18 protein-coding genes, 1 tRNA gene and 1 pseudogene are annotated in these 15,563 nt (G+C 69.6%); 12 read left to right on the top strand and 8 right to left on the bottom strand.

The genetic code is table 11. The features are described from left to right. Nucleotides 1-11: 11 nt before the first annotated feature. From BMW88_RS12895 to BMW88_RS12885, 3 genes are all read right to left on the bottom strand, one after another. Nucleotides 12-482, bottom strand: coding sequence for a glycine-rich domain-containing protein (locus BMW88_RS12895; RefSeq protein ID WP_089950919.1), 471 nt, complete (start codon nucleotides 480-482; stop codon nucleotides 12-14). A 49-nt stretch (nucleotides 483-531) separates the two neighbouring features. Then, nucleotides 532-609, bottom strand: a tRNA-Leu gene (locus tag BMW88_RS12890). A gap of 199 nt (nucleotides 610-808) precedes the next feature. After that, nucleotides 809-1,141 (bottom strand): hypothetical protein, encoded by a 333-nt coding sequence (locus tag BMW88_RS12885; protein ID WP_143116059.1) that lies wholly within the window; start codon nucleotides 1,139-1,141, stop codon nucleotides 809-811. A 322-nt stretch (nucleotides 1,142-1,463) separates the two neighbouring features. Here BMW88_RS12885 and BMW88_RS12880 point away from each other — a divergent pair, with 322 nt between their 5' ends. The 3 genes from BMW88_RS12880 to BMW88_RS12870 all read left to right on the top strand — a co-directional run bounded on the left by BMW88_RS12880 (nucleotide 1,464) and on the right by BMW88_RS12870 (nucleotide 3,414). Further along, on the top strand, nucleotides 1,464-2,603 hold the full coding sequence (locus tag BMW88_RS12880) for a helix-turn-helix domain-containing protein (protein WP_281249396.1): 1,140 nt from the start codon (nucleotides 1,464-1,466) through the stop codon (nucleotides 2,601-2,603). A gap of 85 nt (nucleotides 2,604-2,688) precedes the next feature. Continuing rightward, a complete protein-coding gene (locus BMW88_RS12875) occupies nucleotides 2,689-2,967 on the top strand; it encodes a hypothetical protein (RefSeq protein ID WP_089950916.1) in 279 nt (92 codons plus the stop codon). Nucleotides 2,968-3,126: 159 nt separating this feature from the next. Next, complete coding sequence (locus BMW88_RS12870) at nucleotides 3,127-3,414, top strand: hypothetical protein (RefSeq protein ID WP_089950915.1); 288 nt, start codon at nucleotides 3,127-3,129, stop codon at nucleotides 3,412-3,414. Here BMW88_RS12870 and BMW88_RS12865 read toward each other — a convergent pair. Further along, the gene (locus BMW88_RS12865) at nucleotides 3,398-4,384 is read right to left on the bottom strand and encodes an aldo/keto reductase family protein (protein WP_089950914.1); all 987 of its coding nucleotides are present in this window, start codon (nucleotides 4,382-4,384) and stop codon (nucleotides 3,398-3,400) included. The two genes, BMW88_RS12870 and BMW88_RS12865, sit on opposite strands and share 17 nt — an antisense overlap. A gap of 342 nt (nucleotides 4,385-4,726) precedes the next feature. Between BMW88_RS12865 and BMW88_RS12860 the strand changes: the two genes are divergently transcribed. Both BMW88_RS12860 and BMW88_RS12855 read left to right on the top strand, forming a co-directional pair. Continuing rightward, on the top strand, nucleotides 4,727-5,032 hold the full coding sequence (locus tag BMW88_RS12860; protein WP_089950913.1) for a hypothetical protein: 306 nt from the start codon (nucleotides 4,727-4,729) through the stop codon (nucleotides 5,030-5,032). A gap of 80 nt (nucleotides 5,033-5,112) precedes the next feature. Next, nucleotides 5,113-5,418, top strand: a pseudogene (locus BMW88_RS12855) (aldo/keto reductase); the annotation flags it as partial. Here BMW88_RS12855 and BMW88_RS12850 read toward each other — a convergent pair. Continuing rightward, on the bottom strand, nucleotides 5,415-5,615 hold the full coding sequence (locus BMW88_RS12850) for a hypothetical protein (RefSeq protein ID WP_089950912.1): 201 nt from the start codon (nucleotides 5,613-5,615) through the stop codon (nucleotides 5,415-5,417). The pseudogene BMW88_RS12855 and the gene BMW88_RS12850 sit on opposite strands and share 4 nt — an antisense overlap. Before the next feature lie 17 nt (nucleotides 5,616-5,632). Here BMW88_RS12850 and cobU point away from each other — a divergent pair, with 17 nt between their 5' ends. The 3 genes from cobU to cobS are packed head-to-tail and all read left to right on the top strand — an operon-like array spanning nucleotide 5,633 to nucleotide 7,977. Beyond that, the gene (cobU, locus tag BMW88_RS12845; RefSeq protein ID WP_089950911.1) at nucleotides 5,633-6,172 is read left to right on the top strand and encodes a bifunctional adenosylcobinamide kinase/adenosylcobinamide-phosphate guanylyltransferase; all 540 of its coding nucleotides are present in this window, start codon (nucleotides 5,633-5,635) and stop codon (nucleotides 6,170-6,172) included. 9 nt (nucleotides 6,173-6,181) lie between these two features. Continuing rightward, nucleotides 6,182-7,279 carry a nicotinate-nucleotide--dimethylbenzimidazole phosphoribosyltransferase gene (cobT, locus tag BMW88_RS12840; protein WP_089950910.1) on the top strand — a complete coding sequence of 366 codons (1,098 nt, stop codon included), beginning with the start codon at nucleotides 6,182-6,184 and terminating at the stop codon, nucleotides 7,277-7,279. Then, complete coding sequence (cobS, locus tag BMW88_RS12835; RefSeq protein ID WP_089950909.1) at nucleotides 7,276-7,977, top strand: adenosylcobinamide-GDP ribazoletransferase; 702 nt, start codon at nucleotides 7,276-7,278, stop codon at nucleotides 7,975-7,977. The genes cobT and cobS overlap by 4 nt, the downstream gene beginning before the upstream one ends. Here cobS and BMW88_RS12830 read toward each other — a convergent pair. Further along, the gene (locus BMW88_RS12830; RefSeq protein ID WP_089950908.1) at nucleotides 7,974-9,065 is read right to left on the bottom strand and encodes a branched-chain amino acid aminotransferase; all 1,092 of its coding nucleotides are present in this window, start codon (nucleotides 9,063-9,065) and stop codon (nucleotides 7,974-7,976) included. The two genes, cobS and BMW88_RS12830, sit on opposite strands and share 4 nt — an antisense overlap. A gap of 92 nt (nucleotides 9,066-9,157) precedes the next feature. On the opposite strand from BMW88_RS12830, the gene BMW88_RS40905 reads away from it, so the two are divergent. Beyond that, complete coding sequence (locus BMW88_RS40905) at nucleotides 9,158-9,427, top strand: hypothetical protein (RefSeq protein WP_143116058.1); 270 nt, start codon at nucleotides 9,158-9,160, stop codon at nucleotides 9,425-9,427. On the opposite strand, the gene BMW88_RS12825 is transcribed toward BMW88_RS40905, so the two are convergent. Continuing rightward, the gene (locus tag BMW88_RS12825) at nucleotides 9,351-10,613 is read right to left on the bottom strand and encodes an amino acid permease (RefSeq protein ID WP_089950907.1); all 1,263 of its coding nucleotides are present in this window, start codon (nucleotides 10,611-10,613) and stop codon (nucleotides 9,351-9,353) included. The two genes, BMW88_RS40905 and BMW88_RS12825, sit on opposite strands and share 77 nt — an antisense overlap. Nucleotides 10,614-10,824: 211 nt before the next feature. On the opposite strand from BMW88_RS12825, the gene BMW88_RS12820 reads away from it, so the two are divergent. Together BMW88_RS12820 and BMW88_RS12815 are read left to right on the top strand one after the other, a co-directional pair. Then, a complete protein-coding gene (locus BMW88_RS12820; protein WP_089950906.1) occupies nucleotides 10,825-12,297 on the top strand; it encodes a leucyl aminopeptidase in 1,473 nt (490 codons plus the stop codon). A 382-nt stretch (nucleotides 12,298-12,679) separates the two neighbouring features. Then, a complete protein-coding gene (locus BMW88_RS12815) occupies nucleotides 12,680-13,669 on the top strand; it encodes a helix-turn-helix domain-containing protein (protein ID WP_089951090.1) in 990 nt (329 codons plus the stop codon). On the opposite strand, the gene BMW88_RS12810 is transcribed toward BMW88_RS12815, so the two are convergent. Continuing rightward, nucleotides 13,666-13,992 carry an oxidoreductase gene (locus tag BMW88_RS12810; RefSeq protein WP_089950905.1) on the bottom strand — a complete coding sequence of 109 codons (327 nt, stop codon included), beginning with the start codon at nucleotides 13,990-13,992 and terminating at the stop codon, nucleotides 13,666-13,668. The two genes, BMW88_RS12815 and BMW88_RS12810, sit on opposite strands and share 4 nt — an antisense overlap. A 179-nt stretch (nucleotides 13,993-14,171) precedes the next feature. Between BMW88_RS12810 and lpdA the strand changes: the two genes are divergently transcribed. Then, the gene (gene lpdA, locus BMW88_RS12805; protein ID WP_245777736.1) at nucleotides 14,172-15,560 is read left to right on the top strand and encodes a dihydrolipoyl dehydrogenase; all 1,389 of its coding nucleotides are present in this window, start codon (nucleotides 14,172-14,174) and stop codon (nucleotides 15,558-15,560) included. Nucleotides 15,561-15,563: the final 3 nt, after the last annotated feature.

Genomic DNA, 15,563 nt, shown 5'->3' with positions numbered 1-15,563 from the left:
TGTCTCGGCTGCTAGTGAGGGTCGTCGCCCTGGCCGCAGTTGGTGCACCCACTGTGGCACTGGGAGCACCGGTCGCCGCCTGACTGCCACAGCTCCGGGTGGAACGGCAGCCCGGCCTTGGTGATGGCCTCCACCGTAGGTGCGAGCGCCTCTCGGACCGCGGCCTCGTCGCGGCGCGGCGCGGTGAACTCATCGGGGGCGTGGTGGATGAAGTACCCGGCCTCCCGCGCGCAGAACGCGGCGTACTCCTGGGTGTTCAAGATGAACTGGTGCCAACCGATGTCGACCTTCTTGCTTGGCCGGTATTCGGTTCGATTGGCAATGCCCACGGTGAGGAAACTCAACGTGTCCGAGATGATCTGGTCAGCCTCCACCAACTCCAGGCTGTGCTCCTGCATGATCTGATTGCGCCACTTCGTGCGGAACTCGGACGAGACCCTGGCCTGGGCGAGCTTGGCCGCAGGCTCAATCGTTGCCGTCATTGCCGTCCTCTCATGTTTTCCTCGATACGACCTACTTCACGCAGGCCGCTGGTGCCCCTGAGCGGGAGTCGAACCGCTACTGAAACCCTTTTAAGGGGCCTGCCTCTACCAGTTGGGCTACAGGGGCGAGCGCGAGCTACTTCCTCTTCCGCTTCCTTGGATTCCTCTTCCAGGCCCAGCCAAGAAGGCGCGTGCGCTTCAGCCGCTCCCAGGCGAACCCGAGACGATGAATGCGCCGGAGGCGACGGCGAGTCCAGTACCGACCCATTGTTGGACACCCCAGGCGTCCACGGCCAACTCTGCCGAGTGCAGGTGGGTACTCACGGTCAGATCCGGTCGCCGTTGACTGAGACGATCCGAGGCCAGCCGAGAACCGTCCGCACGACATCCACGGCCTTGCCCTCCGCCTTCTCCTTCGACACGCCTCCAACCAAGCGAACTGCGCCTGCTTCGTCTTCGCTGTAGACCCGCATGATTTCGTGGATGCCCCAGCGCATCTTCACGAATCCCAGCTCGTCCGGTTCGGCAGGGTTGTCGCCATAAGGGACTGCGATGAACCCGTTTCGAAGCAACGCCTGGAACGCGATCATGGTCTCGATCCGCTCCGGGGCTGCCTGCTCACCCTCACTCACCTTCCACAGTCCTTCCCGATTGAACATGAACGCCCTCCCTGAACCTGCGTGCTGCCTTCAGCGGCGAATCAAGGAGAAATCGCAGATGCACGAAACGATCACAGGAGGTGCAGCCGAGCCAAGCGTGGCAGATGCGGCACAGGTAAATGACCGCGAAGCCGAAGATGACTCCCAGCAACGCGAGCAGTGCTCCGGCGAGCATTGACGTACCTCCCGACTTGGACGGGCCGCCCGCGGTCGAACGGTTTCGGGCCGATCAGCGGGGCTGCCCAGGTCTCTATTTCTAGCCGAGTTGGGACCGGTTTATGCTGGTAGAGGCCTTGCCAAGTCTTGCCAAACCGGAGGCGTCGTGTCGGAACTCGGGGCCGCACTTCGAGCGGCGCGGAATGCTGCCGGGATGAGCCTCGCCCGGATGTCCAAGGCGACCCACTACAGCGAGCCGTACCTGAGCCGAATCGAGAACGGCCTCCGCGCTGCGAAGCCAGACGTCGTTACCGCGTACGAGGATGCGCTCGGCGTGCCGCTCAGGAGCGACCCCGTGCGACGCGCGCACGAGTGGCTCTTGGCCGACTCCCCGATGGTCGAACACCGCCGCTCCGGCCGGCAGGTCGGGAAGTCGCTCGCAGACAAGCTCGACGCGCGTGTGATCGAGCTGCGCCACCTTGACGACGTCGTGGGAAGCGCTGACCTTCTCCCCGCGATTGAGAAGGAGCTGACCGAGGCTCGCGCGCTCGTGCGGACGAGCACCTTCGCCGAGCCGATCGGGCGCCGGCTACTCACCGCCACCGGGGAACTCGCGCAGCTCGCCGGGTGGGTCGCGAGTGATGCGGGGAAGCACGCAGACGCTGAGCGGAAGTACCTCGGGGGTGTCGACGCCGCCGAGGAGGCGGGGAACAGCACGCTCGCGGCGCAGCTCTTCTGGTCGCTGAGCTACCAGGTAGCGAACATCGGGAAGCCGCAAGACGCCCTGTTGCTCGCACGGTCGGCCGTCAAGGGAGCGCGCGAAGCCACTCCGGTCGTTCGAGCGTTGTTGCTCGAACGTGTGGCGTGGGCGAACGCTCGAACGCGCGACCAGGACGCGACTCGTCGAGCGCTGGACGCCGTGGACGATGCGTATGAAGCGCGGTCGGCTGACATTGAGGAACCCGAGTGGGTGTACTGGCTGAACCGCTCCGAGATCGACGTCATGGCCGGCCGCTGCATGATCGAGCTTGGCGACCCCGCGAAAGCCGAGCCGTTGCTGTCGAAGGCCGTAGCGACCTACCCCGAGGAGCACTCGCGCGAAGTGGCGCTTTACCTCTCGTTTCTGGCCGAGTCCTACGCGCGGACTGGCGCCTTCGACGCCGCAAAGGCCACGCTCGACCAAGCCGCGAGCTTCGCTGAACGGATGCCTTCGGCGCGGACTGACGACCGGTTCACTGCGGTCCGCGAGCTGCTGCAGCCCGGTCTTGGACGGGAACGCATATCCGAACCCGTGTTCGAACAGTGAGGCCCGAAAGGGCCAGGCCGCGCGAAAGACGGGCCGTCAGGTCGTGTGCAAGCCGCCGAAGGCTGTCCGGGTCGATCTTGGCGCGGTGTTCCGCATCGACCGCCTCCGCGACCCCTTCGAGGAGGGACTCGACCTTCAGGCGCGCGTTCCTGGTGAGCTGTCCATGGAGGAGATGACCACGACCGGCCATTGGGTCGGATACGTCGCGTTCGTGATCCCGAAAGAAGGCGCTGGAGTCCGCGTCGCACAGTGGGTGCTCTCAGACGCGCTCGAACCCCGCGAGGACGTCCCGGCTCGATCACGAACAGCGTGGCTCAGCGCGCCGCTAAGGTGCAACCTGAGGCTGCTACCGTTGCGGTGCTGATACCCACCACCCACCAATCAGCGAGTACAGGCGCCAACGGTCGACCACGACTAGACCCTCCCCAAGGTTGGCGCGTTGGTTTACAGCAGGTTGAGCACGCATGACCCACCTGACAGGTGGCTAGAGCTTCGGGGCTGGTCGCCGGACAGGTGTACGCGCGTGTTCCCGTTTCTCGACTTCGCCCCGTCGGGCGGCCCCATGATCGGAACGATTGTGGTTGTGGCACTTCTTGCCACGATTTGCGTGATCGTGGGGCTCGCTCTGAGGAAGTCCCTCACAGGCCGGAAGATCGACATCAGCATCATGGGCAAGTTCGTCACCGTGAAGGTCGAGGACTCGAACGCCGAGCGGTCCGCGCTACTGCCAGGAACGGCAGAAGCCCCCGTCGAGTTGCACGGGGGCTCCCGAACAAGCCGGCGAGACCAGCCCTTTAACCCTGCGCCGTGAGCCGCGGGTCGTCGGTGACGAGCCCTTCGAGCACGGAGTCGATCTTCTTGAGCAGCTCGGCGTCGAGCTTCACGCCGACAGCCTTGACGTTCTCCGCGACCTGCTCGGGACGCGACGCGCCGATGATCGCGGACGCGACGTTCGGGTTCTGGAGCACCCACGCCACCGCGAGCTGGGCCAGCGTGAGACCGGCCTCCTCGGCGACCGGCTTCAGGTTCTGGACCGCGTTCAGGACGTCGTCGCGCATCCACCGGGCGATCATCTTCGAGCCGCGCTCGTCGGCCGCCCGTGAACCTTCCGGAAGTTCCGCGCCCGGAAGGTACTTGCCGGTCAGGATGCCCTGCGCGATCGGCGAGAAGACGATCTGCGAGATCCCCTCGCGCTCACAGGTAGGAATCACCTGCGGCTCGATGACGCGCCACAGCATCGAGTACTGCGGCTGGTGGGAGATCAGCGGCACGTTCAGCTCGCGGGCGAGCGCCGCGCCGCGGGTGATCTGCTCGGCGGTCCACTCGGACACGCCGATGTAGAGGGCCTTGCCCTGGCGGACGATGTCGGCGAACGCCAGCATCGTCTCCTCCAGCGGCACCGTGTGGTCAAATCGGTGGGCCTGGTAGAGGTCGACGTAGTCCGTCTGGAGGCGCTCCAAGGAGCCGTCGATCGACTCCATGATGTGCTTGCGACCCAGCCCCCTGTCGTTGGGGCCACCGGGACCCGTGGGCCAGTACACCTTCGTGAGCAGCTCATATGAGGCACGACGCTGGCCGGCGAGCGCCCGTCCGAGCACCGACTCCGCGGCGGTGTTCGCGTAGACGTCGGCGGTGTCGAAGGTCGTGATGCCCGCGTCGAGGGCGGCGCGGACGCAAGCCGTCGCCTGGTCCTCCTCGACCTGGGAGCCGTGGGTGAGCCAGTTGCCGTACGAGATTTCGCTGATGTTCAAGCCACTGCGGCCGAGGCGTCGAAACTCCATGCCGCCAGCCTACTGCGAAGTAGTTCGACTTGCTAACGAACTTGTGCGCGCCACTCAGGCTGGTGGAGTACGCGCTGGTACGTTGGTGTCATCCAGGGTGCGAGCCCCGTTAGTGCTGGAGCGGCGGAACTAGTCCGCTGAGAGCGTCGAAGACGCAGAGCCCAGCATTGTCGTGTCTCCGTGGGACCCGAAGAGCGGTGCGCCAAGGCTCGTCGACAGAGACAGAGCCACCCGAAGTTGGGGCACCTACGGACGCAAGCGGCACTTTGCGGGTACGGCACGGTAGGCCCACCTGAAGAGGTGGCCTGGCACTTCGGGACTGGTCGCCGGACAGGTGCGCGCGTGCTTCAGCAGTTCGGCGAGTTGGTCGCCACCATTGGCCCCTGGTTGGCTCTCGTCGCGTTCTGCGTCTCGCCCGTGTGGTGCTACCTCTTCGCGCGGATGGTCCTCAAGACCTTGCGATGTCAGGGGCAAGCCGGCGCAACCGTGAAGGCGCGCACCTTCCCCCTGCCGCACGTTGAGATCACGATCAACGGCCCGGCTGCCGGGCAGATCCCAGCAGCCTACGAGCAAGAACAGCTCCCCGCGTCGAAGCCTCGAATCGCTGAGCGGGCAAAGCGGCGGAACAAGACGGTTGGCAAGCCTTGATTCCCTCGCTGACCTGAGTGGATGCTGTCGGGCTCGTTCGGCTTCACCTCGACGCGGCCCTCCGCTGCGAGCATCCGCACCGCCTCGCCGACGAGCGCGGGTCGCAGATGATCGCGCGCTGGATGACCGACGAGGTGCTGACCGCCGTGCAGCGGCTCAAGCCGATCGCCGAGGAAGCCGGCATCACGATGGCGCAGCTCGCGGTGGCGTGGGTGCTGAAGAACCCGAACGTCGCGTCCGCGATCATCGGCGCGTCGCGGCCGGAGCAGGTCCACGAGAACGTCAAGGCCGTCGACGTCGAGCTCGGCGACGACGTGCTCGCGCGGATCGACGACGTCCTGGCGGGCGTCATCACGGACGACCCGAGGCTCACGGCCCAGGGCTAACCCGCCGGGTGCAGGCTCATCGGGCCGTACACCTCGGATTCCGCGCGCAGCAGCGTGACCTGTTCGACCCCGGCGTCGAGCAGGTCGCGCCACTGGGCGCTGAACCACTCCTCAGCCTCCGTCTGCCCGGCGAACGCCACATCCGGGCCCGCGACGTCGCGGCCTTGTGCATCCTGGTAGCGCCAGCGAAATTCCATGAGACGAAGGCTAACTCTTGTCCTCTCGCACGCTCGTGCTCGGCGGAGCGCGTTCAGGCAAGTCAGCGCACGCGGAAGGCCTGCTCACCGAGCCGGTCGTGACTTACGTCGCAACCGCGCGCAGATACCCCGACGACCCGGACTGGGACGCGCGCATCGCCTCGCACGTCGCGCGTCGTCCGTCCACCTGGCACACGGTCGAGGCGTCCGCGCCGCCGGACCTGCCGGCGTTGCTCACCGCGACCTCGTACGACGACCCGCCGATCCTGGTCGACGACCTGTCGACGTGGCTGGTGGGGGTGCTCGACGACGTCGACGCCTGGGAGGGCGGCGGCACGGAGGTGGTGGAGCGCGACATCGACGCGCTCGTGCGTTCGGTCGCCACGTGCCGGACGCGGCTGGTCCTGGTGACGGCGGAGGTCGGCCTCGGCGTCATCCCCTCGACCCGCTCAGGCAGACTCTTCCGAGATCACCTCGGTGCGCTCAACGCGCGCGTCGCCGAGGTGTGCGACGAGGTCACCCTGCTCGTCGCCGGCATCGGACTGAAACTGCGTTAGGAGCGACAGGTGAGCACCGAGTTCCCGCCGGTTGAACCGCCGGACGAGACCGTTCTGCGCGAGGCGCGGGCCCGGCACGCGGTGCTGACCAAGCCGGTCGGCTCGCTCGGGCGGCTCGAGGAGCTGGGCAACTGGGTCGCGGCCTGCCAGGGCGTCGTGCCGCCGAAGCCGTTCGTGCGGCCTCGCGTCGTCGTGTTCGCGGGCGACCACGGCATCACCGCGCAGGGCGTGTCGGCGTACCCGAGCGAGGTGACCGGCCAGATGGTCGCGAACTTCATGACCGGCGGGGCCGCGGTGAACGTGCTCGCACAGGTCGCGGGTGCGACGGTGCGCGTGGTCGACATGGCCGTCGACGCGGACACCCCGGCCGCGGTCAGCGCGCACAAGGTGCGCCGGTCCTCGGGATCGATCGACCGCGAGGACGCGCTCACCCGCGAGCAGTGCGAGCTCGCCATCGCGGCCGGTCGGGCGGTCGCCGACGAGGAGGTCGACTCGGGCGCCGACGTGCTCGTCGCCGGCGACATGGGCATCGGCAACACGACGCCGGCCGCCGTGCTGATCGCGTCGCTGACCGGGTCGGAGCCCGTCTCGGTCGTCGGGCGCGGCACCGGCATCGACGACCAGGCGTGGATGCGGAAGACGGCGGCGATCCGGGACGCGCTGCGCCGGGCCCGCCCGGTGATCAGCGACCCGGTCGCCCTGCTGGCCACGGCCGGTGGCGCCGACCTGGCCGCGATGGCCGGGTTCCTCGCCCAGGCCGCCGTCCGGCGGACCCCGGTCGTGCTCGACGGCGTCGTCGTCGGCGCGGCCGCCGTCGTCGCCGAGGAGCTCGCGCCGGGTGCGCGCGAGTGGTGGGTGGCGGGGCACGAGTCGGCGGAGCCCGCGCACGCGATCGCGCTCGGGCACCTCAACCTGAAGCCGCTGCTGGAGTTCGGGATGCGGCTCGGTGAGGGTTCCGGCGCGGTGGCGGCGCTGCCGCTACTGATCTCGGCGGTGAAGGTGCTCGCGGAGATGGCGACGTTCGAGAGCGCCGGGGTCACCAACAAGGGCGGAACCACGACCGAAGCCGACGCAGCGAACGAAGCTGAAGCCACGACGAAGGAATGAAGCTCGCGCTGTCGTGGCTGACCGTCCTGCCGTTGCGGGTCGACGACGTCGACCGCGGGGCGGCGGGGCGGGCCATCGCCTGCACGCCGGTCGTCGGTGTTCTGCTCGGCGCGTTCGTCGTGGGCGTGCTCGAACTGCTGGCGGTGTCCGGCGTGGCGGCGCAGGTGTCCGGGTTCCTGGTCGTCGGTGTCGTCGCGCTGGCGACGCGCGGCATGCACCTCGACGGTCTCGCGGACACCGCGGACGGGCTCGGTTGCTACGGACCGCCGGAGCGCGCGCTCCGGGTGATGAAGGACGGCGGCGCCGGGCCGTTCGGCGTCGTCACGTTGATCGTGGTGCTGGGTGCGCAGGCCGCCGCACTGCCCGGCGCCGGCTGGGGCGTCGTGCTGCTCGCGTTCGCGACGAGCAGGGCGGCGTTCGGGATCTGCTGCCTGCGCGGTGTGCGCGCCGCCCGGCCGGAAGGCCTCGGGGCGCTGGTCGCCGGCACGCAGCACCCGGCGCTGGTCGCCGGCACGTGGGTGGTGCTCGCGGCCGCGGCGGTTCCGCTCGGGTGGCGGGCGGTCGTCGCCGTCGTCGTCGCGGGCGCGCTCGTGTGGGCGCTGGTGCGGCACACCGGGAGGCGTTTCGGCGGCATCACCGGTGATGTGCTCGGTGCTGCCGCCGAAATCGCGCTCCTGGCCGTGCTGGTGATCGCCTAGGGGTGCAGCGTCGTCATCCAGCCGTGGGTGTCGGCGACGTGGCCGTGCTGGAGGCCGGTCAGGCGCTCGCGCAGCTTCGACGTCACCGAGCCGGTGCCGCCGTCGGCGATGTCGAACTCGCCGCCGGCGTGCTTGACGTGACCGACCGGCGTGATGACCGCGGCCGTGCCGCAGGCGAAGACCTCGGTGAGCTCACCGGAGGCGTTGGCCTTCTCCCACTCGTCGGTCGAGACGCGGCGCTCCTCCACGGTGAGGCCGAGTTCGGAGGCCAGCTCGAGCAGCGAGCTCCTGGTGATGCCGGGCAGCAGCGTGCCGGTCAGCTCCGGGGTGACGACCTTGTCGCCGTAGACGAAGAACAGGTTCATGCCGCCCATCTCCTCGACCCAGCGGCGTTCCACCGCGTCGAGCCAGACGACCTGGTCGCAGCCCTTCTCGGCGGCCTGCGCCTGCGCCACGAGGGACGCGGCGTAGTTGCCGGCGAACTTGGCCGCGCCGGTGCCACCGGGGGCGGCGCGGACGTACTCGGTCGAGAGCCACACGCTCACCGGGCGGACGCCGCTCGCGAAGTAGGAGCCGGCGGGGGAGGCGATCAGCACGTAGAGGTACTCGGACGCGGGTCGCACGCCGAGGCCCTTCTCCGTGGAGATCATGAACGGCCGCAGGTAGAGGGACTCCTCCTCGGCCGCCGGCACCCAGCGGCTGTCGACCGCGAGGAGCTGCCGGACCGACTCCAGGAAGAGCTCGTCGGGAAGTTCGGGCATCGCCATGCGGCGGGCCGACGCGCGGAAGCGCTCGGCGTTGGCCTCAGGGCGGAAAGACGCGATCGAACCGTCGGGCTGCCGGTAGGCCTTGAGCCCTTCGAAGATCGCCTGGCCGTAGTGCAGCACCATTGCCGCGGGGTCCAGTGCGAGGGTGGAGTACGGGCCGACCTCGGCGTCGTGCCAGCCCTGCTCGCGGTTCCAGCGGATCGTCACCATGTGGTCGGTGAAGTGCTGCCCGAAGCCCGGCTTGGCAAGTACCTCCGCTACGCGCTCCGGGGTCGCCGGGTGCGGGTGTGGAGTCCGGGTGAAAGGCAACTCGCTCGTCATGTGAGCACGGTAACCCGCTGGTCGGGATAGGGAAAATCCTCATCCCAAAACTCGGACGTCCTACTAACTCGGACTCTATAGAGTCCCCGGCCATGACCAAGGAAGAAGGATCTTCAACGGGTGCCGACATCCGCACCGTGTCGCAGGCCGCGCTGCTCGTCCTCGGCACCGGCATGACCCTGCTCGACGGCTGGGTCATCGGTGGCGTGGGAGGGGTGGTCGCCGCGGTCTTCCTCGCCGTCTTCTTCCTGGCGATCTACTACGGCATCAGCAAGGACAAGCCCTCTACGAACGGCCGGGTGTACGGGCTCGCTGCGTGTGTTGGAGTGACTCTTCTCGTCTTCCTCTCAGTGACGCTCTGAGAGACGCCGTCAGCCCGATGAGGCCGGTGCCCGCGCCCAGTCCCGCGAGGGAGATGAGCAGCGCGGGCACGGGGGTGCTCATCGCGAGCAGCACCGAGAGCCCGAGTCCGAGACAAGCCGTGCGCATGGGCCACGTGCGGTCGTTCTGCAGCAGGACTCGAGCCGACGCGTTCGTGAAGGCGTAGTAGAACAACGTGGCGCACGCCGCCGTGCCCAGCGCCAGCCCCACCGGCAGGAGGACCACCGCCAGCGCGGACGCGGCCACCAGGACCAGCGAGATCGCGCCGGGCCTGAGGCGGGTCGGCAGGTCGCCGTCCTCGGCCAGGCCGGTCACCGTGCGGTGCGCGGACGCGAGGACGAAGTGCAGCACGGCCACACCGGCCACCGCCGCGGCGATCTGCACCAGCGGCACCAGCGCCGACGCGTCCGCCGCGACGAGCGCGTCCCGCAGCGGCGCGGGCGACAGCGCGAGGCGCGCGCTGCCGAGCTGGCGCAGCACACCGGCGCCCACCGCGAGGTAGACCGCGAACGACAGCCCGATCAGGATCGGGATCGCGAACCTCAGCACGGCCGGCGAGTGCGGCCGTTCCCCGCGGTGCGGGGCGGTGATGCGCTCGAACCCGGCGAAGGCCATGAACATCACGCCCGCGACGCCGACCAGTTCGCTGGCCGTGCCCGCCTCCCCCGCCGACGGCACCGGCTCGATGGCGAAGCTCGACGCCACCACCAGTGCCAGCACGCCGAGGACGACCACGGTGACGAGGACGCTCACGCCGGTGGTGAAGCGGAACCCGGCCGCGCCGAGCAGCGCCGTGGCCACGACGAGGGCGAGTGCGCCGGCCACCGGCTGGTCGGGCACCACGTACGCGCCGAACATCGACGCCACGGCCGCCGCCATCGCGAACCGACCCAGGAGGTGGGCGCTCGCCGTCAGCCGAGCGGGCCACACGCCGAGCTGCGCGCGCACGTACCCGTAACCACCGCCGATGTCGGGGTAGGCGCGGGACTGGTCCGCGGTCGAGAACGCCGAGCACAGCGCGGCCAGCGCGGAGACGGCCAGCGCCGGGAGCACCCACCAGCCCGCAAGACCTGCGGCCGGGGCGAATCCGGCGAAAACCCCCGCTCCGAGCACCGCGGGAAGACCGAGCGCGACCGTGGCGACGATGTCGCGAGGCGTGTGGGTCACCGGTACACGTTCTCAGATGCGGCATCCGGTGGTAACCACCCGGTCGGTTGATGCCCGAAACGGGCGAATCGCCACTGAGCGCAACTGGGCGCAACTGTGAACGTCACGGATCGCGGCCGGGCGTGGGCGAGCCCCGACGGTCGTGGGACCGGCCGACCTTTAGCATAGTTCACGATTCCGAGCCCTCCCCCGCACAACTCTGGAGCAGCACGTGACAGCCCCGAAGCTGGCCCTCACCGAAGGTGACCTGAGCACCACCGCCGCGGACGCAGTCGTCGTGGGCACCCTGCAGGGTGCGGACGGTCTGGAGCTCGCCCCCGGTGCCGACGCTGTCAACGCCGCGTTCGACGGCGCGCTGCTCGAGGTGCTGGGCACCCTGCGCGCGTCCGGCAAGGCCGACGAGCTCGTGAAGGTGCCGACCTTCGGCAAGATCGCCGCCCCGCTCGTCCTCGCGGTCGGCCTCGGCAAGAGCACCGGCGAGGAGCAGGTGCGCCGCGCGTCCGGTGTCGCCGCCCGCGCGCTGGCCGGCAAGAAGCGCGCGCTGAACGCGCTGGCCGCCCTGCACGTCGGCGCCGCCGCCGAGGGCACGCTGCTCGGCGCCTACTCGTTCACCGAGTACAAGTCCGACAAGGGCGAGCCCGCCGTCGCGAAGGTCGACCTGGTCGCCGCCGCGTCCAAGGAGAACAAGGCCGCGCTGAAGGCCGCCGTCGCGATCGCCGAGTCCGTCGCCATCGCGCGCGACTTCGTGAACACGCCGCCCAACGACCTCTACCCCGGCTCCTTCGCCGACCGCGCCGCGCGGCTCGCCACGGCCGCCGGCCTCGACGTCGAGGTGCTGGACGAGAAGGCGCTGAAGAAGCAGGGCTTCGGCGGCATCCTGGGCGTCGGCGCCGGCTCGTCGCGCCAGCCGCGCCTCGTGCGCATCTCGTACAAGGGCGCGAAGGCCACCAAGAAGGTCGCGCTCGTCGGCAAGGGCATCACGTTCGACACCGGCGGCATCTCGATCAAGCCGGCCGCGGGCATGGACGAGATGACCTCGGACATGTCCGGCGCCGCCGCGATCGTCGCCAGCATGGTGCTGGCCGCGAAGCTCAAGTACCCGTTGGAGATCATCGCGTCGATCCCGATGGCGGAGAACATGCCGTCCGGTGACGCCTACCGCCCCGGCGACGTGCTGACCATGTACGGCGGCAAGACCGTCGAGGTGCTCAACACCGACGCCGAGGGCCGCCTGATCCTGTCCGACGCGATCGTGCGCGCGTGCGAGGACGGCCCCGACTACCTGATCGAGACCGCGACCCTGACCGGCGCGCAGGTCGTGGCGCTGGGCAAGCGGACCGCGGGCGTCATGGGCTCCGACGAGTTCCGGGACCGCGTCGCGGCGATCGGCACCGCGGTCGGCGAGTCGGCGTGGCCGATGCCGCTGCCCGAGGAGCTGCGCGCCGACCTCGACTCGCGCCTGGCCGACCTCGCGAACGTCACGGGCCACCGCTGGGGCGGCATGCTCGCGGCGGGGTTGTTCCTGCGCGAGTTCGTGGCCGAGGGCGTGCAGTGGGCGCACATCGACATCGCCGGCCCGGCGTACCACACGGGTGGCCCGTACGGGTACACCGCGAAGGGCGGCACGGGCGTCCCGGTGCGCACCATCGCGGCCGTGCTGGCGGACATCGCGGCCAACGACTGAGCCTTTCCCACCGCTTTTCCGCGACGGGCGGAGATTCCTCGGAATCTCCGCCCGTCCCGCTTTTCCGGACGCCTCCGCCGCCGCCCTCCCCCTGCCTTTGCAACGACTCGTTTTCCGACGAAGTCCAAAGAGTCGTTGCAAGGGTGCAGGTCAGCGGCGTCGCGGCTGCCGCCGTACCGGGATGAGCGGCGAGACCGGCCGTTGCGGGCGCAGGCGGGACGACTCGCCGATGCAGCGTTTCGGCGGGTGGCGCGTGATTTGCCCGCGCTGTTCTTCGGTGATTGCGGACGAGGTCGGCGTCATCGCGGACGGACAATTCCCGTGCGGCACCGGGTGGAATGGGCTTGAGTCTCAAGCCGCCTGAGACAGCAGGGTGGTCGCCATGACCGAGCAGCTCTACCCCATCGGGGACGTCGCGCGCCGCACCGGGCTGAGTGTGAGCGCCATCCGGTTCTACGCGGACGAGGGTGTCGTCCCGCCGACCGGCCACACCGACGGCGGTTACCGGCTCTACGACGTCGAGGCCATCGCGCGGCTGGAACTCGTGCGGACGCTGCGCGATCTCGGCGCGAGCGTCGAGGACGTGCGCCGGCTGCTGGCGGAGGAGACCTCGTTGCACGACCTCGCCACCGCGCACCTCGTCATCGTCGAACGGCAGCTGCGGCACCTGAAGGCGCGGCGGGCCGTGCTGCGGACCGTGGTCAGCCAGGGCGGCGGTGCGCGGCAGGTGGCGTTGATGCACGAGCTCGTCTCGATGTCCGACGAGGACCGCGAGGGGTTGCTCGACCGGTTCTGGAGCGAGGTCACCGACGGGCTCGCCGTGCACCCGGCGTTCACCGAGCACCTGCACGGGCTGCGGCCGGTGCTGCCGGAGGAGCCGGGCACCGAGCAGCTCCAGGCGTGGATCGAGCTCGCCGGCTTGGTGCGGGACGCGGGCTTCCGCGCCGCGGTGCGCGAGTTCTTCCACACGAGCTTCGCCTCGCCGGAGGCGGCCACCGTGACGTCACCGGAGGTGATGGCGCGCGTCGAGGCGCACCGGCTGGTCGAGGCCGAGGCGGGCGAGGCGGAGCGGTCCGGGGTCGCGCCGGACTCGCCGCGGGGGCGCGAGATCGCCGGACGGCTGCTCGCCTCGCTCGCCGGGCTCACCGCCGAGGTGACCGGTGCGGCGCCGGAGACGGCCGGGCTGAAGCGGGCGCTGGGCGAGCCCGACCCGGTCGTGGACGAGCACGCGCGCCGGGCCGTCGCGAAGTTCGGCGACGTGCTCGACCGGTTCGTGGCGCTCACCGAGACGATCAGCGGCAGGCCGCTGCCCGATCCGCACGACATCGGCGCGAGTGATTCCTGGGTCGCCGCGGCGGTGGCCGCGCTTTAGCCGTTGCCGAGCTTTTTCTGGCGTGCGCTGTAATCGCGCATGCGCTGCGGGTAACCGACGATGCCGGCGTCGTAGATGGGCATGCCGCGTTTGCGGGCGAACGCACGGGCGGCGTCGGCACTGGCGACCCGGCGGCGTGTCCACTCGCCGTCGTGGGCGACCAGGACCACAGTGGTTTCGGTCACCGTGGTCTTCGGTTCCACATAGGCCTCGACGCCCTGGCGGCTCGCGGTCCACTGTTCGAGGTGGCTCGTGTCCTGGTTGGAGGCGGTGCGGAGCACACCGGGACGCGGCTTCCTGCGAAAACGATCGAACAACCCCATCGAGCACCTCCTGTGCCTGCTTCCCCCATGGTGCCAGGCCGGGGTGTTATGAGTAGGTGAATGATCAGCACTCGACGTGCTCGCCCATGCCGGATCACCACGCTTCGGCAACTAGTGACAAGATGGCCGCGTACCTCGCGCGCACCCGCGCGTAGTAAGTAATCCCGAGGAGATCCGAAGTGACTTCGCCGGAACTGGAGTCGGCCACCGACGCCGATCTCGTCATCCTCGGCGGTGGTTCGGGCGGTTACGCCTGCGCGTTCCGCGCGGCCGAGCTCGGCCTGTCCGTCGTGCTGGTCGAGAAGGACAAGCTGGGTGGCACCTGCCTGCACCGCGGCTGCATCCCGACCAAGGCGCTGCTGCACGCGGCCGAGGTGGCGGACAACGCCCGCGAGGGCGACCAGTTCGGTGTGAAGAGCTCGCTCGAGGGCATCGACATCGCCGGTGTCAACTCGTACAAGGACGGCGTGATCTCGCGGCTCTACAAGGGTCTGCAGGGTCTCGCGAAGGCCAACAAGGTCACCCTGGTCGAGGGCGCGGGCACGTTCGTCGGCCCGAACGCCGTCGAGGTGGACGGCCGGCGCTACACCGGCAAGAACGTGGTGCTCGCGACGGGCTCGTACGCCCGCAGCCTCCCCGGCCTGGAGATCGGCGGCCGGGTCATCACCAGCGACCAGGCGCTCAACCTGGACTTCATCCCGGAGAAGGTCGTCGTCCTGGGCGGCGGCGTCATCGGCGTGGAGTTCGCGAGCGTGTGGCGGTCGTTCGGCGCCGACGTCACCATCGTCGAGGCCCTGCCCCGCCTGGTGCCGGCCGAGGACGAGTACGCGTCCAAGCAGCTCGAGCGCGCCTTCCGCAAGCGCGGCATCAAGTTCAAGACCGGCGTGAAGTTCACCGGCGCCACCCAGAACGACTCCGGGGTGTCGGTCACCCTGGAGAACGGCGACGTCCTCGACGCCGACCTGCTGCTGGTCGCGGTCGGCCGCGGCCCGAACAGCGCGGGCCACGGCTACGAGGAGGCCGGCGTCCGGATCGACCGCGGGTTCGTCGTCACCGACGAGCGCCTGCGCACGAACCTGCCGAACGTCTACGCCGTCGGCGACATCGTGCCGGGCCTGCAGCTCGCGCACCGCGGTTTCCAGCAGGGCATCTTCGTGGCCGAGGAGATCGCGGGCCAGCAGCCGAAGGTGATCGACGAGGCGGGCATCCCGCGCGTCACCTACTGCAAGCCCGAGGTCGCCTCCGTCGGTCTCACCGAGGCCGCCGCGAAGGAGAAGTACGGCTCCGCCGAGGTGTTCGTCTACGACCTCGCGGGCAACGGCAAGAGCCAGATCCTCAAGACCGCCGGTGGCGTGAAGCTGATCAAGGCTCCCGACGGCCCCGTCGTCGGCGTCACCATGGTCGGCGAACGCGTCGGCGAGCTCGTCGGTGAGGCCCAGCTGATCTACAGCTGGGAGGCTTACCCGGACGACGTGGCTCCGCTGATCCACGCCCACCCGACCCAGACTGAAGCCCTCGGCGAGGCCTTCCTCGCCCTGGCCGGCAAGCCGCTGCACGTGCACGGCTGACCG

The sequence above is a fragment of the Lentzea xinjiangensis genome, assembly GCF_900110955.1.
Taxonomy (GTDB): domain Bacteria; phylum Actinomycetota; class Actinomycetes; order Mycobacteriales; family Pseudonocardiaceae; genus Lentzea; species Lentzea xinjiangensis.
Note: the sequence above shows the minus strand (reverse complement) of the source record. Positions and strands in the feature narration are given on the sequence as shown.

What these genes read in the sequence shown, in the direction of transcription:
- BMW88_RS12895 (WP_089950919.1), bottom strand. Translation starts at nt 482, where the DNA reads ATGACGGCAACGATTGAGCCTGCGGCCAAGCTCGCCCAGGCCAGGGTC.
- BMW88_RS12885 (WP_143116059.1), bottom strand. Translation starts at nt 1,141, where the DNA reads ATGTTCAATCGGGAAGGACTGTGGAAGGTGAGTGAGGGTGAGCAGGCA.
- BMW88_RS12865 (WP_089950914.1), bottom strand. Translation starts at nt 4,384, where the DNA reads ATGGAGTTTCGACGCCTCGGCCGCAGTGGCTTGAACATCAGCGAAATC.
- BMW88_RS12850 (WP_089950912.1), bottom strand. Translation starts at nt 5,615, where the DNA reads ATGGAATTTCGCTGGCGCTACCAGGATGCACAAGGCCGCGACGTCGCG.
- cobS (WP_089950909.1), top strand. Translation starts at nt 7,276, where the DNA reads ATGAAGCTCGCGCTGTCGTGGCTGACCGTCCTGCCGTTGCGGGTCGAC.
- BMW88_RS12830 (WP_089950908.1), bottom strand. Translation starts at nt 9,065, where the DNA reads ATGACGAGCGAGTTGCCTTTCACCCGGACTCCACACCCGCACCCGGCG.
- BMW88_RS40905 (WP_143116058.1), top strand. Translation starts at nt 9,158, where the DNA reads ATGACCAAGGAAGAAGGATCTTCAACGGGTGCCGACATCCGCACCGTG.
- BMW88_RS12815 (WP_089951090.1), top strand. Translation starts at nt 12,680, where the DNA reads ATGACCGAGCAGCTCTACCCCATCGGGGACGTCGCGCGCCGCACCGGG.
- BMW88_RS12810 (WP_089950905.1), bottom strand. Translation starts at nt 13,992, where the DNA reads ATGGGGTTGTTCGATCGTTTTCGCAGGAAGCCGCGTCCCGGTGTGCTC.